This window comes from Rhodoferax sp. P2_H8_2 (genome assembly GCF_056403235.1).
Window position 1 is genome coordinate 152,898 of record NZ_JBFUFW010000007.1, and the last position, 26,510, is coordinate 179,407.

Here is a 26,510-nt window from a genome sequence, read left to right on the forward strand (position 1 = left end):
GCTAAACCGTCATTTTGCCGTCGCTGGAGCCCAACCCCACAAAGGGTGAACATCCAAACTGCTGCATGCTCTGACCTGAAACCCTTGCGGAGCTTCCGGTACATCCATGTCATGCGGCAAGTGCGCAAACACCGCACTTCCAGATCCTGTCATCCTGCCACGTAAGCCTAAGGACTCAAGCCAATTAAGGGCCTGCGTTACACCGGGGCAGAGTTTTTGGGCAACTGGCTGGAGGTCGTTTTGGCCGAAATTGAAATCTCGATCAAAGGCGTTCGCAGCGAAGCCTGAAATTATAGCAGGCTCCGAGTCCCGCTTTAGGCTCGGGTCGCCGAAAATTTTTGCAGTGTCCAATCCCGCGTCGGGTTTGACCACCAAAAAGCGTGATGGCGTCACAGAAATCGGCGTGATTTTCTCGCCAATGCCCTCAACCCATGCGTTGTGGCCGCCTACGAAGAAAGGGACATCGGCGCCCAGCTTCAATCCTATTGCAGACAGCGTAGCGACCGACAAATTCAAACCCCAAAGGCGGTTCAGAGCCAGCAGCGTGGAGGCCGCATCTGACGACCCTCCGCCCATGCCGGCTTGGGCGGGAACTGATTTCGTAATACTGATATGGGCACCCAGCGGGCATTGGGTGGCTGCTTGCAGGGCGCGCGCGGCACGCAAGACCAAGTCATCCGCGGGCAATGGCGTGGTCAGGTCTTCCCGGCTGAGCTGTCCATCGCGGCGCAACTCGAAATGCAGTGTGTCGCACCAGTCAATCAGCACAAAGGCGGACTGCAGCAGGTGATAACCATCCTCGCGCCGTCCGGTGATGTGCAGGAACAGATTGAGTTTGGCGGGTGCCGCGACGTCGAAGAGAGACTGCATGGTCTGATTATGAGGGGGCGGGCGACCGGCGCAGCGCGCAGCAAGGGGGCTCTACTTCTCGAGCACGATGCGCAGATCCACTTCTGGCAAAGGGGCGCTGCGGTGGGCGTTGATGCGGCCTTGCGGCTGTGCTGATAGATCCATTTCCCATCCCGGGCTCGGCGTAGCCTGCCCCTGCAGCCAATCGAAGAGCTGGGCTACGGGCAACTCGGCGCCAGCGGCGTACAGCGTCAGTGCATCCATATCGGGGAAGCTCTGCGGGCTGGAGACGGTTTGCAGCGTGGCGGAACCGGGCGCCCAGGAAATGCGCGCGAGTATCGTGCCCAGCGCGTTGGTGAATGCCAGTTGCCCGGTGGTGGCGTTGCCTTGCAATTCAAAGCTGGAAGAAAAACTGGATGGGTTGGGTCCAGCGACCTTTACCAGCAGGCGGCCCTGCCAGTGCGGTGTTTCATCATCCATTGCGCCTGTTTGGCGCATAGGAACTGCGCAACCAGCTATCAAAATGGTAGCGATGAGCGTCGTAACGAGAAGGCCAATGCGGCCAAAGCGCGCCGCCCAGCTCACGGCTTGGTGCCGAAGCGTTGCACGGTTTCCAGTAGCGTCTCGTTTTGTGGATTCAGTGTCTTGCCTTCATTCCAGATAGCGCGTGCCGGCTCGCGTTGCCCCAGGCTCCACAACACCTCACCCATATGCGCCGCAATTTCGGCATCGGGGCGTGACTTGTAGGCAGCTTGCAGCAGGCGCAGCGCCTCGTTGGCATTGCCGCTGCGGAACTCCACCCAGGCCAGGCTGTCCATGATGAATGGATCGTTGGGCGCAAATTCCAGCGCCTTGGTGACCAGCTGCCGGGCCTCTGGCAGATTGACACGGCGATCGGCCATGGAATAGCCCAGTGCGTTGTAGGCATGGTGGTAATCGGGCTTGATGGCAATGACCCGGCGCAACAGGGCTTCCATGTCCTTCACTTTTCCAATCTTCTCGGCGATCATGGCTTGGTCATACAGAAAATCCGCGTCGTCTGGATAGGCTTGGGTGGCTTCGCTCAGAACTTCATACGCTTGCTCGTTGCGCTTGTTCTCGCGCAAGAGCTGCACCTCAATGGAGATCTTGGTGCGCGCGTCTTCTGGTTTGGTTTCCGGCACACCGCGGATCAGCGCGATGGCTTCGTCCATCTTGCCCTGGCGTGCCAGGATCATCGCGCGGCGGGTCTGTACGCGCATCGGGTCTTCGACGGCTTCCAGCTTGTCCAACCAAGTAATAGCCTCGTCGAGGCGGTCAGTTTGCTCTGCCAATTGCGACAGCAGTAAATACCCCTGGGTCAGGCCGCGCTGGGCTTCCGGGGTGTCGTGTGCAGGTTCCGATACGGGAAACAGCGCGATATATGTCTTCAGGGAGGACTCCGCCATCACGAACTTACGGTCCTGTACTTCCAGTGAGCCGCGCACCAGCCAGCCGTCTGCAAACTCAGGCTTCTCGGTGGTGAGCAGCAGCATCTGTTCATAGGTTTCTGCATAGCGCTGGCCATCCATCAGTCGGCGCGCGTAGGACATACGCAGTTCCGGCATGGGTTTGCCTGCGAGGTAGTTGCGTACCAGCTCTTCTGCTGCGGGTACGCTGGGCTGCATTAAATCCAGCGCCAGAAAAATGGGGTCTGCCGATTGCGGATTCATCGCGACGCCTTGCTGAGCTGCCTGAAGGGCGCCCGGCGCATCGCCCGCCATCGCCCGCATGCGCCCGACCGTTGCCCAGGCAGTCGGCCCGGTGCTTTGGACAATCAGTTGCGCGGTGAGGGCTTTCTCCACCAGGTCAGCCGCCTGTTTGCGATCATTGGCGCGTACAAAGAAGCGCGGGATCAGGCTGATGAAGGCTTGCCGCTCGCGGACAGGCAAAGCATCCAGCGAACGGCGGATGGAGTCGGAAATCTCCGGCTGCTTGTTCAGGCCAATCAGAATCTGCAACTGGTAGCGCCGTGCTTCCAGCGAAGTGGGCTGTGCCTGAACCCAGGCCTGCGCGGCCTGCAATGCAAACTCGCCATTGCGGGCAAATAGCGCTACCTCAACCGCACGCTCGAACAACCGCGGTGAGCCGCTCTTGCGGGCGGCGTCCAGCATCAGCGCATAGGCAGCAGCCTGGTCGCCATTGCCGGCACTGATTTCACTCACCAGCAATTCATAAAACAGTTCGGCAGACAGCGCAGAATTGTTGACAACGGGCTCTTCCGGCTCGGCGCTCCACGCGTTGTGGCAAGCTGCCACTAAGGCCAATGCCACGAATATCTGACGGGGTTTGCATCTCATCGGACCATAATAATCCAACCACGTCTACGCTGTGTGAAGCCCTGCCCTATATGCCTGAATTGCCGGAAGTTGAAGTCACCCGCCTGAGTTTTGCACAGCGTATTGCGGGTGCAACGATCGAGCAGGTGCGCATGGGAAAACCTTTGCGTTGGCCTATAGGTTTGCAACCATCAGAATTGCACGGACGACAGGTGCTTGGCGTGCGCCGCCGCGGTAAGTATTTGTTAATGGATTTGAGCGACGGCATGCTTTTGCTGCACCTCGGCATGTCCGGCAGCCTTAACTTTTCGCTGACCTTGCCCCCAGCGGGTGTGCATGACCACTTTGATTTGCACACCAGCCAGGGACTTTTGCGGTTGCATGATCCGAGACGCTTTGGTGCGGTGGTGTATGCCAGCAGCGAAGACGATCCGGTTGCCCAGAAATTGTTGGCACATCTGGGTGTAGAGCCATTGGATGATGGCTTTGACGTCGTGGCGTTTCAGCAGGCGATCAGGCAGCGCAATGCGCCCATCAAACAGGTCTTGTTGGGCGGAGAGGTGGTCGTGGGCGTCGGCAATATCTATGCCTCCGAGGCCTTGTTTTTGGCGGGTATTCGGCCCACCACCCGCGCCAGTCGCCTGAGCCGGGCGCGCGTTGCGCGCTTGCGCGAGACGGTGCGCGAAGTGCTGGCGCGTGCCGTGCAAAAGGGCGGCAGTACGCTGCGGGACTTTTCCAACGCACAGGGTGAGTCGGGCTACTTTCAGTTGGAGGCAATGGTCTATGGCCGCGAAGGTGAAGCCTGCAGGGTCTGCGGCACCTCGATAAAGGCCATTCGCCAAGGCCAGCGGTCCACGTTTTTCTGCCCGGTGTGCCAGAAATAGCCCTCACGCTCCATCGCCGCGCCACAAAGAGGCCCTCCGCCTTGGGGTGGCTCAGCCGTGGTCGATGCTCTTTTATGAAAAAATTGCCTCTCCCAGTGCTATATTGGCCGATTATTGGGGGAACTTTTGGCTACTTCATTCAACGAACAATTTGACCAACACGGCACTTGGCGGCGTGAATTCGCGCTGCGACTGAAGCTGTTGGGTGAATGGATGAAGGACCACGAGCTGCTGGACGCGGCCGTGGAGGAGCGCTTGCGCCGCCTCGAGACCCAAGTACGGTCTGACAAGGTGATGGTCGCTTTTGTCGCCGAGTTTTCCCGCGGCAAGTCGGAGATGATCAACGCGATCTTCTTCGCCGGTTATGGCCGTCGCATCATGCCCGCCAGCGCCGGCCGCACCACGATGTGCCCGACCGAAATGGGCTACGACGCCGATGTGCCGCCCTGTCTGCGCCTGCTTCCGATCGAGACCCGTTTGCAGCCGCAGGCGCTGATGGAATGGCGCATGGCGCCCGAAAAATGGACGCGTATTGATCTGGATGTGAACAATCCGCAACAGTTGGCTGCTGCGTTGGAAAAGGTCGCCGAAACCCGCCGCGTGTCACAAGACGAAGCCCGTGCTTTGGGTTTTTGGCACAACCAGTCGCCCGATGACAACCCGATGGTGGATGCGCAAGGTATGGTTGAAGTGCCGAAATGGCGCCATGCGTTGATCAATATTGCCCATCCGTTGCTGAAACAAGGCTTGGTGATTTTGGACACTCCGGGTTTGAACGCGATTGGCGCCGAGCCGGAATTGACCGTCAGCCTGATTCCGCAAGCACACGCCGTCGTCTTCATCCTGGGTGCCGACACCGGCGTTACCAAATCCGATCTGGCGATCTGGCGCGAGCACTTGATCACAGAAGGCAATGATGGCGACACACGCCTGGTGGTTCTGAACAAGATTGACACGCTGTGGGACGAGCTCAGCACGCCTGCGCAAATCCAGACCCAAATTGAACGGCAGAAATCCAGCACGGCCGAGATTCTTGGCATTGGGGCCAATCAGGTCATTGCCGTCTCGGCCCAAAAGGGCTTGGTTGCAAAAGTCACCGAAGACGCTGAGCTGCTAAAGCAAAGCTGCCTTCCCGTGCTGGAAGAGGCGCTGGGGCGCGGCATGATGGGCGCGCGCCAAAGGATCTTGGCGAAGGCCATGGCGGGTGGCATCACGGAGTTGCGCGCTGAAACCGGCCGGGTGATCAACATCCGCAAGCGCGATTTGACCGAGCAGATGATGGAGCTCAAGGGCTTGCAGGGCAAAAACGCCAGCGTCATCAAACACATGCGTTCGCGCATTTCGCAGGAGCAGGGCGAATTCGATGTGGGTGGCGCCAAGATCCATGCGGTGCGCTCGGTGCACCTCAAGCTGTTGCGTGAAGTGTTCAGCGTTCTGGGTTCCAAAGCGTTGAAGGCTGAAATGGCGCAGCTCAATGGCGCGCTGATGCAAAAGGGTCTGAAGCTGGGCGTCAAGCGCGCCTATGGCGAAACCTTTGACCGCCTGCGCGCCAACCTGAATCAGGTGCAAACGCTGTGCGGCGATATCCAGACCATGCTGGCTGCCACCTTTCGTCAGCTCAACACCGAATTTGGCTTCTCATTGCAGCCGCCGAGTGAGCCGCTGATGGATGGTTACCTCCAGGAGCTCAATACTGTGGAGCGCAGCCATCTGCAGTACTTGGGCATCAGCAATGCTTTCAAGCTGGCCCAACCGGAGTTTTCGGATCGCCTGGTGCGGGCCTTGTCCACACGGCTGCGCAGCATCCACGAAACGGCGCTTGCCGATGTGGAGATGTGGAGCAAGTCCGCTGCTGCGCAACTGGACGCGCAACTGCGTGAACGCCGCCGCAACTTCGCCCGCCGCATTGAAGCGATTGACCGCATCCAGCAGGCCGCGGGTGGACTGGATGAACGCATTGGGGAAATCGAGTCTCAAAGCACCGCACTGAATCAGCTGGACGTCAAACTCGCTGAGCTCACTTCTTATCTCATTGCCGTGCGCGAACCTGCGGCCGAGTCAGAAGTCGACGTCGCAATCGCCTGAGTGTGGCCTGAGCGTGCAACGCACTGCAGGTGACTTCGCCACTGCGGTGGTGAAGTGGCAAAAATCACACGGGCGCAACGATCTGCCCTGGCAGAACACACAAGACCCTTATCGGGTCTGGTTGTCCGAGATCATGTTGCAGCAAACGCAGGTAGTCACTGTCAAAGGCTACTTCGCCCGCTTTGTAGAGCGTTTCCCCAATGTAGCGAGTCTGGCAGGGGCTTCAGAAGATGAGGTGCTGGGACTGTGGAGTGGGCTGGGCTACTACAGTCGCGCCCGTAACCTGCACCGCTGCGCTCAGCAGGTGATGGCCTTGCATGGCGGCAGCTTTCCGCGCGACGCATTGACGTTGGCCACATTGCCGGGCATTGGTCGTTCCACCGCCGCTGCGATTTCCTCTCTGTGTTTCGGCGAGCGCGTGGCGATTCTGGATGCCAATGTGAAACGTGTCATTACGCGCGTTTTGGCATTCGATGCCGATTTGGCTAGTACTGCCAACGAGCGCGCTTTGTGGCTCGCTGCCGAAGAACTCCTGCCCGTGAAAAATCTGGCGACATCGATGCCGCGTTACACGCAGGGCATGATGGATTTGGGCGCCACCGTGTGCCTGCCCAAAAAACCAAACTGCCTGGTCTGCCCCGTATCCGACTTGTGTGCAGCGAGGGCGGCAGGCAACCCGGAACGCTACCCGGTGCGCACGCGCAAACTCAAACGCAGCAGCCAGTCGATCTGGTTGTTGTGGTTGCAAGACCCCAAGGGCGCGGTCTGGCTGTCACGCCGACCGGTGCCAGGTGTCTGGGCCGGTTTGCAGTGTTTCCCATTGTTTGATAGTGAAGAAGACTTGCGCGCAGCGGTGCCGCGGGCTTTACAGCGGCGTTTGCAAATGCAGTCGGTGTTCACCCATGTGCTGACGCACAAAGACCTTTTTCTGCATCCATGGCGCATAGACAGTGCGCAAGCAGCTATCGATTTAGGAGCGGGTGCGTGGTTCTCGCCATCTGAGTGGACTGCTGCGGGGCTGCCTGCGCCGATTCGCAAACTGCTGGAAACGTGGCCCCCACGCTCCACCGCTGCGCGGGTCGCTGCCCCCCGAGGGGACTAACTCGCCTTGGGGCGGCCCTGCGGCGAGTTGTCTTAAAGCGCGTCGATTTCGCGATGGCGCTTGAGCGTGACCCAGTCGCCTGCAAAGCGCTGCGCCAGTTTCTCCACCAGGTACACCGAGCGATGCTGGCCGCCGGTGCAGCCGATGGCTACGGTCACATAACTGCGGTGGTCGCGCGCCAGTGCATCCAGCCAGTTATCGAGAAAACCGGCAATGTGCTGCAACATACGGTTCACATCTTCCTGCGCATGCAAATAGTCGATGACAGGCTGGTCCTTGCCGGTCAGATGCTTCAACTCCGGGTCGTAGTGCGGATTCGGCAGCATGCGCACATCGAACATGTAGTCCGCATCCGTCGGTACGCCGCGCTTGAACGCGAACGACTCAAACACCAAAGTTAACTGCTCTCCACCGGGTGCAGAGATCAGTGATTTGACATAGGCCTGCAACTGCGCGGGCCGGATGATGCTGGAGTCGATCACATGGGCCTGCTCGCGCAGTGCGGCCAACAATTCGCGCTCCAACTCAATCGCATCGACCAGCGCACGGCGCTCGTCCTGCTCAGCGCGGCCTGGGTCTGTCTGTGATAACGGATGTTTGCGGCGGGTTTCGGAATAGCGGCGTACCAGTGTGTCGGTGTTGGCGTCCAGAAACAGCGGTTTCACCACCAACCCGAGGGCGCGTAACGCATCGAGTTGCTTGGGCACCTGCGGTAGTGACGTTGCGCTACGCACGTCGATCGCGATGGCCAAGCGATGCGCCTGGTGCTTTTGCTCAAGCTCCACAAACGGCAGCAGCAACTCGGGAGGCAGGTTGTCAACGCAGTAATAGCCTGCATCTTCGAGCGCATGCAGTGCGACCGATTTGCCCGAACCCGACATGCCGGTAATCAGTACGATCTCCATCACAACCCCGATTGCAGCATTTCCTTGGCGTGGGCCAAGGTGGTGCTGGAGAGTTTTTCTCCGCCCAGCATGCGGGCAATCTCGCCCACACGCTGCTCGCCTTTGACTGCCGCTACGGTACTGAGCGTGACCGCGCCTTGCTGCTGTTTGGATACAACCAGATGGTGGTCCGCGCACGCGGCAACTTGGGGCAAGTGGGTGACGGCCAGCACTTGTCTGTCCGTGCCGAGCTGCTTCATCAAGCGACCCACAGTTTCGGCCACCGCACCACCCACGCCGGAATCCACTTCGTCAAAAATCAGTGTCTGTGCCGTACCCAAGCGGCTGGTTGTCACGGCAATCGCCAATGCCATGCGCGACAACTCGCCGCCGGATGCAACTTTGCCAACCGGGCGGGGTGTGCTGCCTGCATGGCCCGCGACCAGAAACGAAACATCTTCCAGGCCGCTTTGCATGGGTTGGGCCGCTGCTTCCAGTGCCACCTGAAATTGCCCGCCCTGCATGCCCAGGCCCTGCATGGCCTGCGTGATGCTTTGCGCCAGCAGTGGCGCGGCTTTGGTGCGTTGTTTGGAAATGGCCTTGGCCTCAGTCAGATACGCTGCATGGGCCTTTTTTTCTACCGACTGCAGTCCATCCAGATCAGCGGCAGCATCGAGCTGAACCAGCTCCTCCTTCCATTGGGCCCAAAGCGTCGGCAATTCTTCTGGCGCGCGTTTGTAGCGCCGCGCCAGACTGACCCAAAGCGCCATGCGCTCGTCCAGTTCGGCCAGGCGATCCGGGTCCAGCTCGGTGCGCCGGGCGTAGCCGCGCAGTGTGTGCACAGCGTCTTCAATCTGTGCCACGCTGGACGTCAGCACGTCAATGGGGTCTTTGAAATCTGCTTCCAGATGGACTTGCGTCTGCAGCAATTGCAGTGCCGCGTGCAGCGGCTGCAAGGCATTGGGAGATTCATCTTCCAACAGGTTGACAACGCCCTGCGCCGCGTCCAGCAGTGCCTGTCCATTGGCGAGACGGCTGTGGGAGGTGTGCAACTCTTCCCATTCGTTTTCTTGTGGCGATAGTTTGTCGACCTCACCAATCTGCCAGGCTAGGCGCTCGCGCTCGCGCTGGAGCGAGTCTTGGGCTTCCACGGCTTTGGACAAGGCGCTTTGTGCCTGGCGCCAGTCGGTCCACAGCTTGGAAAGCGGTTGGGCATCCACCTTGGCATAAGCATCCAGCAGACCGCGCACCGCATCGGGCCGGGTCAGGCTTTGCCAGGCGTGTTGACCATGGATGTCCAGCAATTGTTCGCCCAAGGATCTCAGTTGCTGCGCTGTCGCTGGACTTCCATTCACCCAGGCGCGGCTTTTTCCTTGCGTATCGACTGTGCGGCGCAACAGCAGCGAATCACCTTGCTCAAATCCGGCCTCTTCCAACAAGGCTTGCACGGCTGGCGCCGCGTCGAACTCGGCACTGACATCGGTGCGCCCAGCGCCTTCGCGAATCACGCTGGTGTCGGCCCGGGCGCCGGTGACAAGTTGCAGCGCGTCAATCAGGATGGACTTGCCAGCACCCGTTTCACCGGTAAGCACCGAAAAGCCAGACTGTAGATCAAGCTCCAGCTCGCTGACGATCACAAAATCTCGAAGGACTATTCGCTTAAGTGCCATAGCTATGCCTGCCCCCACGCTTCGCACTGCGTGTCTTCGCTGAACAAGCCTTTGCCAGAGGCAGCGGCCCTTCGCGCTGTCCCAGCCTGCGCGGGCAGGCTGTGAGCCGCAACGCTCAGCCCCAAGGGGGCGCTCGCTTGCTTGAAGCGGTTCTGCGCTGCGCTCATGCCACTCCCTCATTCCAGTGCATCTTCTGGCGTAGCGTGTCGAAGTAGGTCCAGCCCTTGGGATGCAGAAAGCGAACCTGGTGCTCCGAGCGGGTCACCACAATACGGTCACCGTGCATCAGCGAAGCCAGGCTCTGCATGTCGAAATTGGCACTGGCGTCCCGGCCTGCAACGATTTCGATAGCTATCTCCGCACTGTTGGCGAGCACTATCGGCCGATTTGACAGCGTGTGTGGAGCAATGGGCACCATCACCCAGCCGGCAATCGACGGGTGCAGCAGCGGTCCGCCAGCGGAAAGCGAATACGCGGTAGAACCGGTTGGGGTCGCGATGATCAATCCATCTGCGCGCTGGCTCGCCACAAAATTGCCATCTACCTCTACGCGCAATTCCACCATGCCCGAGGTCGCGCCGCGGTTGACCACCACATCATTCATCGCCAGCGCGCTGAACACGCAGCGGCCGTCACGCATGACCTTGGCCTGGATCAGGCTGCGGTCATCCACCTCGTAGGCGCCAGCCAGCATCGGCTGCAGCGTGGCCTGGTATTGGCCAAAGGGAATGTCCGTGATAAAGCCCAGGCGCCCCTGGTTGATGCCAATCAGCGGCACTTTGTACTGGGCCAACTGGCGGCCAATGCCCAGCATCGTGCCGTCACCGCCCACCACCAGGCACAGATCGCACTGCGCACCAATGCCGGGTACGTCCAGCGTCTGGTAGCTGGTCAGCCCCATGTTGGCGGCAGTTTCCTTCTCCAGCACCACCTCGCAACCCTGGTCCAGCAGGAAGTGTGCAAGGTCGTCCAGCAACTGGCGCGATGACGCGCCAGCGTTGCCTCCCGAGGTGGCCTGGTACTTGCCAATGAGTGCTACATGCCTGAATTGGGACTTCATTCGCAAATTAGACACCAAATAGGTCACTAAAATGACCTGATGCTCGACGACCGTTCCAAGATGTTGATGAAAGCGCTGGTAGAGCGCTACATAGCCGATGGGCAACCGGTGGGTAGTCGCACGCTATCCAAGGCCACGGGGCTGGATTTATCGCCGGCCACGATTCGCAATGTGATGTCGGATCTGGAAGACCTGGGCCTGATCGTCAGCCCGCACACCTCGGCCGGGCGCGTGCCCACCGCGCGAGGTTATCGCCTGTTTGTCGACACCATGCTGACGGTGCAGCCCAACCAGTTCCCGTCCACCCAAATTTTGGCACCCGACCAACCGCAGAAGGTGTTGTCCAACGCGGCCAACCTGCTGTCCAACATGTCGCAGTTTGTCGGCGTGGTCATCGCACCGCGGCGCACCTCGGTGTTTCGGCACATCGAGTTTTTGCGCCTCTCGGAAAAGCGCCTGCTGGTCATCATTGTTTCGCCCGAAGGCGATGTGCAGAACCGCGTGATCTATACCGAGGTGGACTACACCCAGGCACAACTGGTCGAAGCAGCCAATTTCCTGAACAGCCAATACGTGGGTATGGACATCGAACACGTGCGCGGGCGCATCCAGAACGAAGTCGAATCCTTGCGCGGCGAGATCGCCACGCTGATGCAGGCGGCAGTGAATATCAATTCCGACGCCATGACCAACCCGCAAGACGAAGTCGTCATCGCAGGGGAGCGCAACCTGCTGTCGGTGTCCGATTTCTCCAGTGACATGGGCCACCTGCGCCGTGCGTTTGAGCTATTCGAACAAAAAACCCAGTTGATGCGCTTGCTGAATATTACCGGTCAGGCCGAAGGTGTGCGCATCTTTATCGGCGGCGAAAGCCAGGTCGTTCCGTTTGAAGACCTGTCCATCGTCAGCAGTCCGTACGAGGTGGACGGCAAGGTGGTTGGCACGCTGGGCGTCATTGGCCCCACGCGCATGGCCTACGACCGCATGATCCAGATCGTGGACATCACCTCCAAGCTGGTCAGCAACGCGCTGAGCCACCATAAGTAAAGTGCGCGGCCATTAATTAACGATGGCCCATTGCTCGGTCTGCGTGTTGATAAACCCACATTCACGCATCGCCCGCACAAAGGTGCCGTCTTCGCGCATGCGAAGCAGTTGGGGGAAAACTGCATCGGCCAGGAGTTGCCCCTGCTGGGTCTTGGCCGTGGCGTAATGGCGTGTGCCTTGTAGGCATACGCGCTGGTTGGGAATGGGAACCAGCGTGCAACCGTCCAGCACGATGCTGAGGTCTGCTGACTTTGAAAATGGCGCAAGCACCGCATCGACTTCACCGCTGCTTGCCATGTAAACCATTTGCGGCCAGGTTTTAACATTGACACGGTGCGTAATGCCCATGGCGATAAGCGTGGCCCAGTCTGCGCTCCAGTCGTTGTTCGATGCGATCCGTAGTTGCTGGAGATCTGCAAGCGTACGGCACGACAACGCCTTCGCATTGGCCGGGCTGGCATAGATTCCCACCAGTGTCTGACCCTGTTCGATGACGGCATCCGAGATGTTGAGCTCCTCGCTGCGACTCTCCAGATCAGACTTCCAGGAGGTGGTTGCCAGCGCGGCGAGCGTTCCGGCGCGCAACTGCTCAATCCCCATGGCGTAGTTGTCCGTGGGGCAAAGTTCCACTTGGAGATCCGGGAGCCGTTGCAGCAGTGCCTGCATGAACAGAGAAAGCTCCACCACGTCACGGCGGGTGTTCAATTCGGTGAATTGGGTGATTCCCTGAATAAGGCGACCATTGAGGAACTTGGTGTAGTCGTCCAGAACATCTTTAGGCACGCCAATTCTGACGAGTCCTCCTCGCGGAACAGGCGCTACCAGCGGCAGAACCATCACGAAGCGCGTGCCATCGCCGGGCGCGGAATGGACATCAATTTTCCCACCCAACACTTGGGTGACAAAGGTGTGGGCAAGATGCAGGCCCAAGCCACTGCCCCCTTTTCCGAGCTTTGTGGTAAAGAAAGGTTCGAAGACACGACGCAGTATGCTGGCGCCAATGCCATTCCCATTGTCGGAGAAGGTGATGGTCACCGAGTCCGACTGCGCCAATTGCGCCGTCAGGACCATGGTGCCCTGCGCTATGCCCTCAAAAGCATGCAGCAAGGAGTTGTTGATCAAAATAATGAAAATCTGGCTTAACGGCCCCGGGTAGGCATTCAAGGTAATAGTTGGATCGATTTCGATGCGCAGATCGTGCGAGGTCTGGCGAATGCGGTGCATCATTGCGAGTGATGTCTCGTTCGCTACCTGAGCGAGACTGAAATCTCGGCGTTGCTCGGAGTGTTGGTCGGCTGAAAGCTGTTTGAAACTGGCGATCAGCGTTGCGCTACGTGCAAGGTTTTGCTCGAGAATTTCTATGCCCCTGCGGGCCTCAACAAAAAAGTCGTTGAGGGTCTTTCGCGACATGGCGCTGCGACTGGATAGTTCCAGGTTCTTCAGCATGTCCGCAAGGGTGCTGCTGACGAGTACCGCGTTACCCAGTGGCGTGTTGAGCTCGTGGGCGATGCCTGAAACCAGGGCTCCCAGAGCGGCATTCTTTTCATTTTGTACCAGCTCGTGTCGCGCAGAATCCAGGGTTTGCATGGCCTCAATGAGACGGGTATTGCTTTGCGCCAGCGCGCGGGTGCGTTCTTCCACTCGGGACTCAAGCTCGGCATTGACCCCATGGAGTTGCTGTTGAAGCAGTGCGGACTTGCGGACCTCCAGCGTTGAACGGCGCCATTCCCAGACAAGAAAGAACACCAGTACGGCCAGCCAAATAAAAATGACTCCCAGGCGGAAGGTGGCCGGTGTCACCCATTGGCCCACCAGTTCGAACGACTCCAACCGGATGTGGTGCTCCCCGGGGCCCGCCGTACCGGAAGTCGACAGGTTCACCTCACTGATTTGATCGAATTGTGGCCCCAGATTCGCAAGGGAGGTCGGATGCTCTTGGGCCCACCAGGTTGCAACCGCAAACTGGTTTAACCGGAGTTCAATGACCGATGGTTCGCTATTGGGGTCCACCGAAAGTTCTTGCGGCTTCAGACTGGAGAAGTCGCCGGGCTTTGAATATGCCGGATTGAAGTTGCGCAGAAAAATACGGATTTGTTCATTGGGTCCCACCCCGTGACTGCTCAGGCGCAAGCGGATGAAGTCGAAATCGTTGAAGTTGACTCCCCCTTCGGGATTGCCAAAGTTCAGGTTCATCTGGCAATACGGCCACTGGTAGGCCTGCACTATGGTGCACGTCAAGTGGTGCCCTTGCGTGTCTTGCTGATGAGCGGCCAAACTCTTTCCGCCGACACTCCTGTCGTCGGCTGCGGTCACCGTGGTATGGGGGGCCGTATCCAGCCGCAGCGTGCGCGTCATCCAGTGCGCGTTTGCATACAGAGCTATCAGGGTCAGCACAGCCATGCAAACGAGAAGCCTTTTCAATGCTTTGCTCATATTGTCATGGTTGAACAGGGTTGTGCATTTTTGATGCATTGCACTGTACACCCTGGCAGCGTATTCGCAGTGGATGCTTAAGGGAGGCAACATGGCCTATCCAGCTACAATCGCCGGTTCGGTTGGGGCGTTAGCTCAGTTGGTTAGAGCAGAGGACTCATAATCCTTTGGTCGAGTGTTCAAGTCACTCACGCCCTACCATTTCTTGGCCCGCGGCGCCGCGTCACAGATGCATATTGGCATGTTGTAGTGAATGCATTGATCCAGCATGGTGCGATATGCGGGGCATGCGACAAGGAGCATGCGCTCCTTATTTCATAGCTGCTCACGCACATTCTGCGCTGCTTGGAGCCATATTTCCCTCTAAATCTTCTTGCTGCGCTTGCGCTCGTCCAGATGCTTGCGGCAGGTGGTGTTGATGACGCGCAACTCGGCCAGTGTGGCGTCGATGTGGGCGCGTTTTTTTTCCAGCTCCGAGATTTCCTGGTCGGTGCGCTCAATCACGTAGTTGAGCTGTTGCGTCCGGCCTTCGCCTTGATCGCCATACAAATCCAGATAGCGCTTGATCTCGGACAGCGGCGAACCAATCGCCTTGGCCCGCAGGATCAGTGACAGGCGGGCGCGGTCGCGCCGCGTGTAGACCCGGGCGCCGTTGATGCGCCGTGGTGCCAGCAGTCCTTTGTCTTCATAAAACCGCAGGGCGCGCAGCGTGATGCCGAACTCACGGCACAGCTCAGTGATGCCGAAGAGTTCGGTGGCGCCTTCGTCGCGGTGCGAGTCAACGAAGGCTTGCGCGTCAGACTTGCCCATTGGGTCTGTCAATCAGATGCCGCGACTAAATGACACGCTGGAGGCGCATCGCCACGCTCATGTCGCCAGAGACCTTGAGCTTGCCAGCCATGAAGCCAGTGGCAGGGTCGAGGTCGCCGTCCAGCATGGCTTGCAGGTTTTCCATCGTGATAGCCACGGTGCAGTCGGCATCGCCGTTGTCGTTGGTTACCGTATTGGGGGTGGAGTTGCCGTCTACAAAGACCACGCCGTCAGCGCCGCAATCGAACTTGACGCTGGCGTTGAGCCCGCTGTCAGCACCGACTTTGGTGCGGATGGCTTCGGTGATGGTTGCTAGAGACATGGCGGTTTCCTTGGTGAATGGGTTGAAAGATCAGTCGACCTGAATGCTAGCAGTCGGACATTACCTATACCTCAGTATAAACACCTATACGGCAACAGGTTGACGTTAACGTCACCTTTGGCTTTAATGGCTCAACTTCTGCTCAGGATTCGTACTGCCATGCCTGCTCTTCCGTCCAAGATCAATCCCCGCTCCGACGCCTTTGCCGCCAATGCCAAGCGCATGACCGACCTGTTGGCCGAGGTGCAGCGTCTGGAGGGGCTGGTGATTGCCGAGTCCGAATCCAAGCGCGACAAGTTTGAGAAGCGCAAGCAGCTGCTGCCGCGCGAGCGCGTAGCGCGCCTGCTGGACCGTGGCACACCGTTTCTGGAAATAAGTCGCTTGGCTGGACTCAACATGCACGACGACGACGGCAAGAAGTCGGTGATGGGCGGCGGCGCGATTGCCGGTATTGGCGTGGTGGCGGGCAAGCGTGTGGTGATCTCGGCCAACGACAGCGCCGTCAAGGGCGGCACCGTGGCGCCCATGGGGCTGAAGAAGGGCCTGCGCATTCAGCAGATCGCGCAGGAGAACAAGCTGCCGCTGATCTCGCTGGTGGAAAGCGGCGGTGCCAACTTGATGTACCAGGCCGAAATTTTTATCGAAGGCGGGCGCAGCTTTGCCAACCAGGCCCGCATGTCGGCGATGGGACTGCCGCAGATTGCGGTGGTGCACGGCTCCAGTACGGCGGGCGGCGCGTATCTGCCGGGGCTGTCGGACTATGTAATTCTGGTACGCGGCCGCTCCAGTATTTACCTGGCCGGTCCGCCGTTGGTGAAGGCTGCGATTGGTGAGGACTGCACTGACGATGAACTTGGCGGCGCCGAAACCCATGCCCAGGTGACGGGCTTGGGTGAGTACCTGACCGAGGACGATGCCCACGCGATTGCGATGGCGCGCGAGGTGATGGACAAACTGAACTGGGACACCGCACCGACGCCAGCCACTTTTGTCGAACCGCTCTTTGACGAGCAGGAGTTGATGGGCATAGTCCCCGCAGACGAGCGCGAGCCGTACGACGTGCGCGAGGTGATTGCGCGGCTGGTGGATGGCTCGGACTTTTTGGAGTTCAAGGCCAGCTATGCGCCCGAGATGATGTGCGGACACGCCCGCGTGCAAGGCCAGTTGGTCGGCATTCTGGGCAACAACGGCCCCATTCAGCCCGCGGGCTCCACCAAGGCCGCGCAGTTCATTCAACTGTGCGACCAGAGCGGCACGCCGCTGGTTTTTTTACAAAACACCACGGGCTACATGGTGGGCTCGGTGGCCGAGCGTAGCGGCGCGATCAAGCATGGGTCCAAGATGATTCAGGCGGTGGCGAATGCGCGCGTGCCCAAGTTCACTTTCATTCTGGGTGGCTCTTACGGCGCGGGCAACTACGGCATGTGCGGGCGCGGCTTTGATCCGCGTTTCATCTTTGCCTGGCCGACCGCGCGCACCGCGGTGATGGGCGGTGCGCAAGCTGCCAAGGTGATGGACATCGTCAACCGCGCCAAGCTGGAGCGCTTGGGGCAAGAGGCGAATGACGAAGCGCTGCAAGCCATGTCAGACGGTCTGCGCATGCGCCTGGACAAGGAGTCGGCAGCGCTGTTTGGCACGGCCCGTCTGTGGGACGACGGCATCATCGATCCGCGCGATACGCGCCGCATCCTGGGCTTGTGTCTTTCCCTCGCAGCAGAAGCCGACAAGCGTACTTTGCGTCCCAACACCTTCGGCGTCGCCCGCATGTAAGCACTTATTCAAGAACAACACTCGAGCAGACACACAAATGAAATTTACTCCCGAGCACACGCAGATCTCCGACACGGTGCGCAAGTTCGTTGCCAATGAAATCAATCCCTTCACCGCCGAGTGGGAGAAAGCAGGTCAGTTCCCCGCGCACCAACTGTTCAAGAAGATGGGCGACCTGGGTCTCTTGGGCATCAAGTACCCGACAGAGTTTGGCGGCATGGGGCTGGACTTCAGCTATTCGATGGTGGCGGCAGAAGCCTTGGGGGACTGCAATGTAGGCGGCGTGCCCATGGCCATCGGCGTGCAGACGGATATGTGCACCCCGGCGCTGGCGCGCTTTGGCTCGGATGAACTGCGCCATGAGTTTCTGGCGCCCGCGATTGCGGGTGACATGGTGGGTTGTATTGGCGTGAGCGAAGTGGGTGGCGGCTCCGATGTGGCCGCGCTCAAGACGACTGCCCAGAAAGACGGCAACGATTACCTGATCAACGGCTCCAAGATGTGGATCACCAACGGCATGCAGGCCGATTGGTGCTGCCTGCTGGTCAACACCAGCGAAGGCGCAGTGCACAAGAACAAGTCGCTGATCATGGTGCGGCTGGACAGCCCCGGCGTCACGCGCCAGAAGATCGAGAAGATCGGCATGCACTCCAGCGACACCGCGCAGCTGTTCTTCGACAACGTGCGCGTGCCGCAAAAGAACCTGATCGGCCAAGAGGGCGCGGGCTTTATGTTCCAGATGTTGCAGTTCCAGGAGGAGCGCCTGTACGGTGCGGCCGGATCGCTGCGTTCGCTGGACAACCTGATCGACCTGACCATTGACTACACGCGCAGCCGAAAGACTTTTGGTCAGCCCATTCTCAACAACCAGTCGGTGCACTTCCGCCTGGCTGAGCTGCGCACCGAAGTGGAAGCGCTGCGCGCGCTGACCTACCGCGCTGTGGAGCAGTATGTGAGCGGCAAGGATGTGACCAAGCTGGCATCAATGGCCAAGCTCAAAGCCGGACGTCTGTCGCGCGAAGTGGCCGATAGCTGCCTGCAGTACTGGGGTGGCATGGGCTATACGGCTGACAACCCGATCTCGCAGTCTTTCCGCGATGGGCGTTTGATCTCCATCGGCGGCGGTGCCGACGAGATCATGCTGGGCATCATCTGCAAGCTCGAAGGCACTTTGCCTGGAAAACAGCAATGAAAATTGCTATGAATTTAGTAGCCGTCTACGCACATCAGACGGGCGCTGCGCTACAAATCACCTTAAATCGCCCCGAGGCACGTAACGCTATGTCGTTGCAGATGGTGAGCGAATTGCGTCAGGTGCTGCAAGCGGCGGAAGCGACAGCGGGCCAGCCAGACGCGGTGCGTGTGGTGGTGCTGCGCGGTGCGGGCGAGCATTTCTGTGCTGGCGCCGATCTGAAGGATATGGCGGCGGCGCGCATGCAAAAGGCTGAAGACGGCGCAGATCCGATTGCCAATGTGAACGCCGAGTTTGGCGCGCTGTGTGTGGCCTATGCCAACACGCCGCTGGCTGTCGTCGCGGTGCTGGAAGGCACTGTCATGGGTGGCGGCTTTGGTCTGGCCTGTGTGGCCGACGTGGCGATTGCCACCGAGACAGCAAGCTTCCGTTTGCCCGAGACGTCCTTGGGCGTGGTGCCCGCGCAGATTGCACCGTTTCTCGTGGAGCGCTTGGGCTACTCACAGGCGAAGCGTCTGGCAGTGACTGGTGGTCGCCTGGACGCAGCCGCGGCCTTGCATCTTGGGCTGGTGCATGAAGTCACCGGCACGGCGACGGTACAAACCGTGCTGGACCGTGTGCTCGCGGACATTCTGGCCTGCGCACCCGGCGCACTGGCCGCTACCAAGGTATTGATGGCGCGTGCACGATTGGAGACGCCACAAAGTTTGGTGCAGGACGCCGCCGCCATCTTCTCCCGTGCCGCCATAGGCCCCGAAGGCCTGGAAGGCATGACCGCATTTATCCAGAAACGCAAACCACAGTGGGCTTTGCCATGACATTCTCAAAAATACTCATTGCCAATCGCGGGGAGATCGCCTGCAGGGTGATTCGCACTGCACGCAAGCTGGGTTACCAGACCGTAGCCGTGTACAGCGATGCGGATCGCGATGCGCCGCATGTGGCATTGGCAGATGAAGCTGTGTATATCGGCGCGTCGCCCGCATCTGAGTCCTACCTGAAGTTCGAAGCCATCCTCGATGCCGCACGCAAAACTGGCGCGAATGCATTGCACCCAGGCTACGGATTTCTGAGCGAGAACGCCGCCTTTGCGCAGGCTTGCGTGGACGCGGGCGTGGTCTTTATCGGGCCACCGCCCAGCGCCATTACCGCCATGGGCGACAAGGCGCTCGCCAAGAAGCGCATGCTGGAAGCGGGTGTGCCTTGCGCGCCCGGCTATCTGGGTGCAGACCAGAGCGACACAGCCTTGACCGTTGAGGCGAAGAAGCTGGGTTACCCGCTGCTGGTGAAAGCGGTGGCCGGTGGCGGGGGCCGCGGTATGCGTCTGGTGCGCAGCGATGCCGAGTTGCAGCAAGGAATCGAAGGCGCGCGCCGTGAAGCGACCAGCGCGTTTGGCGACGGCACGCTGATGCTGGAGAGACTGATCGACAACGGTCGCCATATTGAGATTCAAGTCTTTGCCGATGCGCATGGCAACGCGGTGTACCTGGGCGAGCGCGACTGCACGGCCCAGCGTCGTCGCCAGAAAGTGATTGAAGAAGCGCCTTCCCCCGTGGTCAGCCCCGCGATGCGTGAGGCTATGGGCAAGGACGCCGTGGCCGCAGCGCTTGCCGTGGGCTACCGCGGTGCGGGCACGGTGGAGTTCATCGTCGACGACAAGCTCAACCATTACTTCCTGGAGATGAACACGCGCCTGCAGGTGGAGCATCCGGTGACCGAATGCGTCACGGGCTATGACTTGGTGGAGTGGCAGTTGCAGGTGGCAGCGGGTGACCCGTTGCCCGCGAAGCAGAGCGACATCACCTTGATCGGCCATGCGATTGAAGCGCGCCTGTATGTGGAAGACCCCTACAGCAGCTTTGCGCCGCAGACGGGTACGGTGGTGTGGTGGAAACCCGAGCGCGCATTGCACGGTGGGGTACGCGTGGACGACGGTATCCGGCAGGGCAGCGTGGTGTCGCCGTTCTACGACCCCATGGTCGCCAAGGTCATCGTGCACGGCCGTGACCGTGACGACGCGATCCGCCGCTTGCGCGCCGCATTGGCAAACACGCCGCTGCTGGGCCTGAAGAACAACGGCCGATTTTTGAGCGATCTGGTGGATCACCCGGCTTTCCGCAAGGCCGAGATGACGACGACACTGATAGACCAGTGGCTGGAGCAGGGCGAGCCGCTGCTGCAAACGCCAGTCGCCAGCGATGCCGCATGGCAGGTGGCTGCCGTGGCGTTGGCGATGCAGCATGGAAGCAGCTGGCGCTCCAACAGCGTGGCGGCCTACGGTTTCAAACTGCAATGTGCAGATGCTGTGCGCGCAGTGCGTGTGCAGCCGGATCGCCATGGCAACGTCGCGGTGACTATCGACAGTGCCAGTGCACTGGCCAAAGTCATTCGCTTCGAAGATGGCGTGCTGCGGCTGGAGCTAGATGGCGTTGCGCAAACGGCCATCGCTGTGTTTGCAGGGGCCGATCTGCATCTGGCTTACGAAGGCCACACGCATCGGTTCACCGAAGTCTCGGCCTTCCCCAATGCTGATGCGCTGAAGGACGCGAGTCGCGCCCGCTCCCCGGTCGCAGGCAAGGTCACGCAGGTGCTCGTGGCGCCTGGCGCTGTTGTCGAGTATGGCCAGCAGATGGTGTGTGTCGAAGCCATGAAGATGGAAATGTGGCTCTGCGCGGAGAGTGCAGGCACAGTCAAAGCAGTACACGCCAAAGCAGGCGACCAAGTGGAATCCGGCGCCTTGCTCGTCGAATTGGAAACAAAGAAGGACACATGATGGAAAAAGCCATACTTACCTGCGCGCTCACTGGCGTGCTGACCAACCCCAAGCAGCACCCCGTGCCGGTGACACCGGCGCAAATGGCGGCCGAGGCGCGCGACGCCTTCAATGCCGGTGCCAGCATCATGCACATCCACATGCGCAACCAAGAAGACGGCTTGGGCCACATGCCCTCGTGGGACCCGGATGTTGCGGAATCCATCGTCAATGCGATCCGCGACGCCTGCCCCGGCGTCATCATCAACCTGACTACCGGTGTGGTGGGCAAGGACATCAGCGGCCCGTTGGCTTGTATCCGCCGCGTTAAGCCCGAGATTGCGGCCTGCAATGCCGGCAGCCTGAATTACCTCAAGCTGAAAGAAGACGGCTCATGGGCCTGGCCGCCGATGGTGTTCGACAATCCGGTAGCCAAGGTGCAGCAGTTTCTGGACGTGATGGAAGAAGCCGGCACGCACCCCGAATTCGAATGCTTTGACGTGGGCATCATCCGCTCCGTCACCATGTATTTGAAGAATGGCATGCTGAAACCCGCCATGGGACGCGCCGAATACAACCTGGTGATGGGTGTGGCTTCCGGCATGCCTTGTGATGCGGAGTTGCTGTCGCTATTGCCCAAGTACATGGCCAAAGACAGCGTCTGGCAGACCACGCTGATCGGCCGCGCCGAGATCTGGCCCGTGCACCAGAAGACGGCCGACCTGGGAGGCATGCTGCGCACCGGCCTGGAAGACACCTTCTATTTGCCTAATGGCGAGCGTGCTGCCGGCAATGGCGCTTTGATCGCAGAATTGGCCGCCTGCGCTCAGCGCGTGGGTCGATCTATCGCCAGCGCGCAGGAAGCGCGCACCATGCTCGGTCTGCGGCATTAGAAAGTGTGCAGAAACCTTGTGATATACTCCGTGGCTTCGCGGCTGTAGCTCAGTTGGATAGAGTACTTGGCTACGAACCAAGGGGTCGTGGGTTCAATTCCTGCCAGCCGCACCAAACGTAAAGCCCTAGAACAGAGATGTTCTAGGGCTTTTTCGTTTCCGCAATGACCGATTTGTCCGCAGGTGGCGTTGTCGTTTAAGCTTGCCGCCATTGCGTCGTCATCCAGCGAAATGAAACCTTCCAAGTCCACTGCGAGTCAGCAAACCCCTATTGCGGCGGGTGGCGCCGTAACGATTGAAATGGTTGCCAAGCTGGCAGGAGTCTCTCCCAGCACCATCTCGCGCATTCTGAACGGGACGGCTGTGGTGAGCGAGCTCAAGCAGCAGGCGGTAAAAGACGCCATTGCCAAGCTGGGTTACGTGCCGAACCCGGTCGCACGCGGTCTGGCCGGCGGCAAGACTTACAGCATTGGCGTGGTAACGCAAACAATCGACAGCCCGTTCTATGGCGCATCCTTGCGCGGCATCGAAGAAGAGCTGGACCCGCTCGGCTACAGCCCGCTGTTTGTCAGCGCCCACTGGGATGCCAGTGCCGAAGCGCGCTGCATCGATGTGCTGCGTTCGCGCCGTGTGGACGGCATCATCGTGTTGACGGGGCGTTTGACTGACCAGGCATTGAAGGCTTGCGCCACACATTTGCCGGTGGTCGTTACCGGTCGAACGCTGAACGGCCCGGGTCTGTTCTCGCTGGACTTTGACAATTTCACCGGTGGCCGCATGGCCACGCACCACCTGATTGATCTGGGGCATAGGCGCATTGCCTTGATCACTGGCGATGCCTTGCATCCAGACTCAAATGAACGCTTGCGCGGCTATCGCGCCGCCCTTGAAGACGCCAAAATTCCGTATGACCCGGCCTTGGTCGTAGTCGGTGATTACACCGAAAGCAGCGGTTTGCGCGCGGTAGAGCGGCTGGCTGCGGGCGGGCAGACTTTTACCGCGATCTTTGCGGCCAATGACCAGATGGCTTCGGGCGCAGTACTGGGTTTACACCGCAAGGGCGTGCGGGTTCCGGAAGATGTTTCCATTGTGGGTTTTGACGATTTGCCAACCTCTCCGTACGCCGTACCCCCGCTGAGCACCATCCACCAATCCTCTTATGAGCAGGGCCGTCTGTCGGCCCACGCCATGGTGCAGATGATTAACGGCACCCGTCCGACTGTCACGGTGCCACTGCCTCGTCTGATTGCCCGGGAGTCCACCGCGCGGCTCTCCACAAAAGGCAAAAAAGCAACAGCCTCCTAGCTCTCGCCGCTGGGGAATAGCCGTTACCTAGGGTTACTCCTAAGTTGACACTTGAAACCGTTTTCAAGAAGATGAAAGCGCTTTCAAAGACTCGTTCCAAATTGCTGCGTGTTTGGAATGAGGGCCATCTTCGTGTCGGGTTCGTAAATTTTTTAAAGAAAAATCAGGAGACTTCAGATGAGTAAATCCCCAACGCCACGGCGCTTGCGCGTACAGCGTCCATCCTTCCGCGTGGGTGCATTGGCAGCGGCTTGTGCACTGCTTGCTGCCGAGGCGGGCAGTGTTCACGCCCAGACGGCGGCAGCCGCCAAAGACGAAACGAAGCTGGGCACGGTGACAGTCACTGGCATCCGTGCCAGTATGGACTCTTCGATGAACCTGAAACGTGATGCGCAAGGTTGGGTGGATGGCATCAGTGCGGAAGAGATCGGCAAGTTCCCCGACACCAACCTGGCTGAGTCGCTGCAACGTATCTCCGGTGTGTCGATCGAACGCACCAATGGCGAGGGTTCCCGCATTACTGTGCGCGGCGTTGGGCCAGATTTCAATCTGGTGTTGCTCAATGGTCGCCAAATGCCAGCCTCCTCGCTGAACGGCGGTGGCGCACCCTCTTCGCGCGCTTTTGACTTCGCCAACCTGGCTTCGGAAGCTGTGGCGGGCATTGAGGTCTACAAGACCAGCCGTGCCGAGACGCCAACCGGCGGTATGGGTGCCACGGTCAACATCAAGACGGCACGCCCCTTGGGCAACCCGGATGTCGCCAGCTTCGGTCTCAAGGAAGTGATTGACACTTCCAACACCAACTTGCCAAGCCATCTGCAAGGCAAGAACATGACGCCCGAATATTCGGGTATCTATAGCCACACTTTCGGCGATGGCCAGTTTGGTATCGCCATCACAGCCAGCCACCAGGAGCGTAGCCTGGGCTACAACCAGGCCGCTGTGCCCAACGGCTGGCGAGCAGTCACACCAACAGCGGGTGACTGGGGTGGTGCGGGATCCAAAGCGCCTGCCAGCTTTGATGTGTACTCCGTTCCGCAAAATCCGAACTATTCGATGACCAGTATCCAGCGCCAGCGTGACAACGGGCAGCTGACTTTGCAATACGCACCGTCCACCAATGTCAAGACGACGCTGGACTTCACCTATTCGCAGAACAAGCTGCAAACCCGTCGTAATGATTTGGGCGTATGGATGGCCTTCGGTGGTGCCGTGACCAATGCGGCATGGACACCTGGCAATGTGACAGGTCCCACGGTCTATACCGAAACCTACGCAAGCCCGAGCGACGTGGCCATGGGCGCAGCCGAATTTGCGCAAAAGAGTGAGAACAAGTCCCTGGGCTTCAATGTGGAGTGGAAGGTTTCTGACCGCCTCAAGCTGGAACTGGATGCACACCGGTCCACGGCAGAGTCTTCTCCAGACAGCATTTATGGCTCCGGCGGCGTTCTTGGTGGCGCGCAATTCACGCGTACCGGCACTTCGATTGACTTCAGCAGCAAATTCCCCGTCATCAGCATCACTGGCGGTGATGTAGATCCCTCCAAGATGCTGGTCACAGGCTCGACATTTCAAAACAGCTACCAGCGTTCACAAGTGGAGCAGTTGCAGCTTAAGGGTGCATTTGAGCTGACGGAATCGTCCGGTTTGAAATTTGGCGTGGGTAGCACCAAGGTGGACAACCGCTCGGCTTTTGCCAACATGCAACAAGAGTCTTGGGGTGGTGTGGGCTTACCGTCCGACTACGCCGACAGCTCATGGCGCAAGGACACACTGCGCCAGTATTTCTCCAAGATACCTGGCAGCGACAACCCTGCCTTGTACAACCAGATCGTATTTGGTGACTTTGCAAGCTTGCGCGCGCAGGCCATTGCCAAAACGGGTCATCCTGAGTGGTACGTAGCGCCCACTGACTACTCGACTGACCGTCTTACAACGGAAAAATCGGTGAACGGCTATCTGCAGTACAACCATGAGTGGGGCACGACCATGCCGATGCGTGCAGCCATCGGTTACCGCTATGAGAAGACGGATGTTGTGTCTTCCGCGTTGGTGCCTGCCGCTACCGGCATTACGTGGGATGCCAACAACGAATTCCACGTGAGCTTCGGCAGCCCAACCTTCACCACACTGGAAGGCAGCTACAGCTATTTGTTGCCCAGCTTGGATTTCGACATTGAACTGACCAAAGACTTGAAGTTCCGCGCCAGCTACGGCGAAAGCATCGGTCGCCCAGGTTGGGAGGCTATTCAGGGTGGGCAAACACTGGGTTCGTTGGCTCGCGTCAACGGTGGCGACGGCCAGTCGGGCAACCCGAACCTGAAGCCCTTGAAGTCCAAGAACATCGATCTGTCATTGGAGTACTACTACGCCAAGGGCAGCTTTGCATCGATTGGCTACTTCACGAAGGACATCCAGAACTACATCGGTAGCGGTATCCAGGCCTCCACGCCGTTCAACCTGAAGACGCCCGCAAATGGCGTCTTCTGGAAGGAAGCGGTTGCCAATGGCTGTACTACTGCAGACCCTACTTGCATCCGCAATTACATCTTCAACAAGTACGCCGGTCAATTCGGTATCGTGCGCGGTGCGAACGATGTCAACGGCAATGCAACCGGAACGATTCCTGCGCAAGTGGGTGACCCGATTGCGACGTTCTACATCACTGTGCCGACCAACGAGCGCTCCGATTCACTGAAGGGCTGGGAGTTCAACCTGCAGCATATGTTTGGCGCGAGCGGCTTCGGTGTTGCTGCGAACTACACGCTGGTGAGCTCGGGCTTGAAATTCAACAACGCAAGCGTTGAACCGCAGTTCGCCCTGCCAGGTGTGGGCAACTCGGCCAACCTGGTTGGCTTCTATGAGAACGACAAGTGGTCGGTGCGTGCCGCGTACAACTGGCGCGACGAATTCCTGACCGCGTTGACCGACGGTGCGAGCGCCCAGTCGAACCCGATCTACACCGAAGCCTATGGCCAGTTGGACGTGAATGTCGGCTACAAGTGGAGCAAGCAACTGAGCTTCCAGGCCGAAGCCATCAATCTTAACGATGGCATTCAGCGCTTGCATGGGCGCTCCAGTACCCAAGTCAATTATGTGACGCAGACCGGTCCGCGCTACATGTTTGGCCTGCGCTACAAGTTCTGAGTCTCTGA

20 protein-coding genes and 2 tRNA genes are annotated in these 26,510 nt (G+C 59.4%); 13 read left to right on the top strand and 9 right to left on the bottom strand.

What is annotated here, in order from left to right; translation table 11 throughout:
• Positions 1-9: 9 nt before the first annotated feature.
• The 3 genes from ispE to AC1DV6_RS13805 all read right to left on the bottom strand — a co-directional run bounded on the left by ispE (position 10) and on the right by AC1DV6_RS13805 (position 3,140).
• The gene (gene ispE / locus AC1DV6_RS13795) at positions 10-870 is read right to left on the bottom strand and encodes a 4-(cytidine 5'-diphospho)-2-C-methyl-D-erythritol kinase (RefSeq protein ID WP_477978293.1); all 861 of its coding nucleotides are present in this window, start codon (positions 868-870) and stop codon (positions 10-12) included.
• Between the two features lie 51 nt (positions 871-921).
• Positions 922-1,329 (bottom strand): lipoprotein insertase outer membrane protein LolB, encoded by a 408-nt coding sequence (locus AC1DV6_RS13800; RefSeq protein WP_477978295.1) that lies wholly within the window; start codon positions 1,327-1,329, stop codon positions 922-924.
• Positions 1,330-1,430: 101 nt separating this feature from the next.
• Positions 1,431-3,140 (bottom strand): tetratricopeptide repeat protein, encoded by a 1,710-nt coding sequence (locus AC1DV6_RS13805; protein ID WP_477978297.1) that lies wholly within the window; start codon positions 3,138-3,140, stop codon positions 1,431-1,433.
• 77 nt (positions 3,141-3,217) lie between these two features.
• Between AC1DV6_RS13805 and mutM the strand changes: the two genes are divergently transcribed.
• The 3 genes from mutM (at position 3,218) to mutY (ending at position 7,217) form a co-directional block, all read left to right on the top strand.
• Positions 3,218-4,030 (top strand): bifunctional DNA-formamidopyrimidine glycosylase/DNA-(apurinic or apyrimidinic site) lyase, encoded by an 813-nt coding sequence (gene mutM, locus AC1DV6_RS13810; RefSeq protein ID WP_477978299.1) that lies wholly within the window; start codon positions 3,218-3,220, stop codon positions 4,028-4,030.
• Between the two features lie 126 nt (positions 4,031-4,156).
• Positions 4,157-6,115 (top strand): dynamin family protein, encoded by a 1,959-nt coding sequence (locus AC1DV6_RS13815; protein ID WP_477978301.1) that lies wholly within the window; start codon positions 4,157-4,159, stop codon positions 6,113-6,115.
• Between the two features lie 13 nt (positions 6,116-6,128).
• Positions 6,129-7,217, top strand: coding sequence for an A/G-specific adenine glycosylase (mutY, locus tag AC1DV6_RS13820; RefSeq protein ID WP_477978303.1), 1,089 nt, complete (start codon positions 6,129-6,131; stop codon positions 7,215-7,217).
• A gap of 32 nt (positions 7,218-7,249) precedes the next feature.
• Here mutY and rapZ read toward each other — a convergent pair whose 3' ends face one another.
• The 3 genes from rapZ to AC1DV6_RS13835 all read right to left on the bottom strand — a co-directional run bounded on the left by rapZ (position 7,250) and on the right by AC1DV6_RS13835 (position 10,831).
• Positions 7,250-8,122 (bottom strand): RNase adapter RapZ, encoded by an 873-nt coding sequence (gene rapZ, locus AC1DV6_RS13825; RefSeq protein ID WP_477978305.1) that lies wholly within the window; start codon positions 8,120-8,122, stop codon positions 7,250-7,252.
• Complete coding sequence (recN, locus tag AC1DV6_RS13830; RefSeq protein WP_477978307.1) at positions 8,122-9,771, bottom strand: DNA repair protein RecN; 1,650 nt, start codon at positions 9,769-9,771, stop codon at positions 8,122-8,124. Before recN ends, rapZ begins: the two co-directional genes overlap by 1 nt.
• A 163-nt stretch (positions 9,772-9,934) precedes the next feature.
• The gene (locus AC1DV6_RS13835; protein WP_477978309.1) at positions 9,935-10,831 is read right to left on the bottom strand and encodes an NAD kinase; all 897 of its coding nucleotides are present in this window, start codon (positions 10,829-10,831) and stop codon (positions 9,935-9,937) included.
• A 39-nt stretch (positions 10,832-10,870) separates the two neighbouring features.
• On the opposite strand from AC1DV6_RS13835, the gene hrcA reads away from it, so the two are divergent.
• On the top strand, positions 10,871-11,878 hold the full coding sequence (hrcA, locus tag AC1DV6_RS13840) for a heat-inducible transcriptional repressor HrcA (RefSeq protein ID WP_477978311.1): 1,008 nt from the start codon (positions 10,871-10,873) through the stop codon (positions 11,876-11,878).
• A 12-nt stretch (positions 11,879-11,890) separates the two neighbouring features.
• Here the strand turns inward: hrcA and AC1DV6_RS13845 are convergent, their stop codons facing one another.
• A complete protein-coding gene (locus tag AC1DV6_RS13845; RefSeq protein WP_477978313.1) occupies positions 11,891-14,311 on the bottom strand; it encodes an ATP-binding protein in 2,421 nt (806 codons plus the stop codon).
• 124 nt (positions 14,312-14,435) lie between these two features.
• On the opposite strand from AC1DV6_RS13845, the gene AC1DV6_RS13850 reads away from it, so the two are divergent.
• Positions 14,436-14,512 (top strand) — tRNA-Ile (locus AC1DV6_RS13850).
• A gap of 162 nt (positions 14,513-14,674) precedes the next feature.
• Here AC1DV6_RS13850 and AC1DV6_RS13855 read toward each other — a convergent pair.
• A complete protein-coding gene (locus tag AC1DV6_RS13855; RefSeq protein ID WP_477978315.1) occupies positions 14,675-15,121 on the bottom strand; it encodes a MerR family transcriptional regulator in 447 nt (148 codons plus the stop codon).
• Positions 15,122-15,146: 25 nt separating this feature from the next.
• Positions 15,147-15,443 (bottom strand): SCP2 sterol-binding domain-containing protein, encoded by a 297-nt coding sequence (locus tag AC1DV6_RS13860; RefSeq protein ID WP_477978317.1) that lies wholly within the window; start codon positions 15,441-15,443, stop codon positions 15,147-15,149.
• 159 nt (positions 15,444-15,602) lie between these two features.
• On the opposite strand from AC1DV6_RS13860, the gene AC1DV6_RS13865 reads away from it, so the two are divergent.
• The 8 genes from AC1DV6_RS13865 to AC1DV6_RS13900 all read left to right on the top strand — a co-directional run bounded on the left by AC1DV6_RS13865 (position 15,603) and on the right by AC1DV6_RS13900 (position 26,502).
• The gene (locus tag AC1DV6_RS13865) at positions 15,603-17,213 is read left to right on the top strand and encodes an acyl-CoA carboxylase subunit beta (RefSeq protein ID WP_477978319.1); all 1,611 of its coding nucleotides are present in this window, start codon (positions 15,603-15,605) and stop codon (positions 17,211-17,213) included.
• 37 nt (positions 17,214-17,250) lie between these two features.
• Positions 17,251-18,405 (top strand): acyl-CoA dehydrogenase family protein, encoded by a 1,155-nt coding sequence (locus AC1DV6_RS13870; RefSeq protein WP_477978321.1) that lies wholly within the window; start codon positions 17,251-17,253, stop codon positions 18,403-18,405.
• Positions 18,406-18,413: 8 nt separating this feature from the next.
• Positions 18,414-19,223 (top strand): enoyl-CoA hydratase/isomerase family protein, encoded by an 810-nt coding sequence (locus AC1DV6_RS13875; protein ID WP_477978323.1) that lies wholly within the window; start codon positions 18,414-18,416, stop codon positions 19,221-19,223.
• The gene (locus AC1DV6_RS13880) at positions 19,220-21,178 is read left to right on the top strand and encodes an acetyl/propionyl/methylcrotonyl-CoA carboxylase subunit alpha (RefSeq protein WP_477978325.1); all 1,959 of its coding nucleotides are present in this window, start codon (positions 19,220-19,222) and stop codon (positions 21,176-21,178) included. Before AC1DV6_RS13875 ends, AC1DV6_RS13880 begins: the two co-directional genes overlap by 4 nt.
• The gene (locus AC1DV6_RS13885) at positions 21,175-22,050 is read left to right on the top strand and encodes a beta-keto acid cleavage family enzyme (protein WP_477978327.1); all 876 of its coding nucleotides are present in this window, start codon (positions 21,175-21,177) and stop codon (positions 22,048-22,050) included. Before AC1DV6_RS13880 ends, AC1DV6_RS13885 begins: the two co-directional genes overlap by 4 nt.
• Positions 22,051-22,088: 38 nt before the next feature.
• Positions 22,089-22,165: transfer RNA gene (locus tag AC1DV6_RS13890), tRNA-Arg, on the top strand.
• A gap of 116 nt (positions 22,166-22,281) precedes the next feature.
• Complete coding sequence (locus tag AC1DV6_RS13895; protein ID WP_477978329.1) at positions 22,282-23,355, top strand: LacI family DNA-binding transcriptional regulator; 1,074 nt, start codon at positions 22,282-22,284, stop codon at positions 23,353-23,355.
• A 177-nt stretch (positions 23,356-23,532) separates the two neighbouring features.
• Entirely contained in the window at positions 23,533-26,502 is a 2,970-nt protein-coding gene (locus AC1DV6_RS13900) for a TonB-dependent receptor (RefSeq protein WP_477978331.1), read from the top strand.
• Positions 26,503-26,510: the final 8 nt, after the last annotated feature.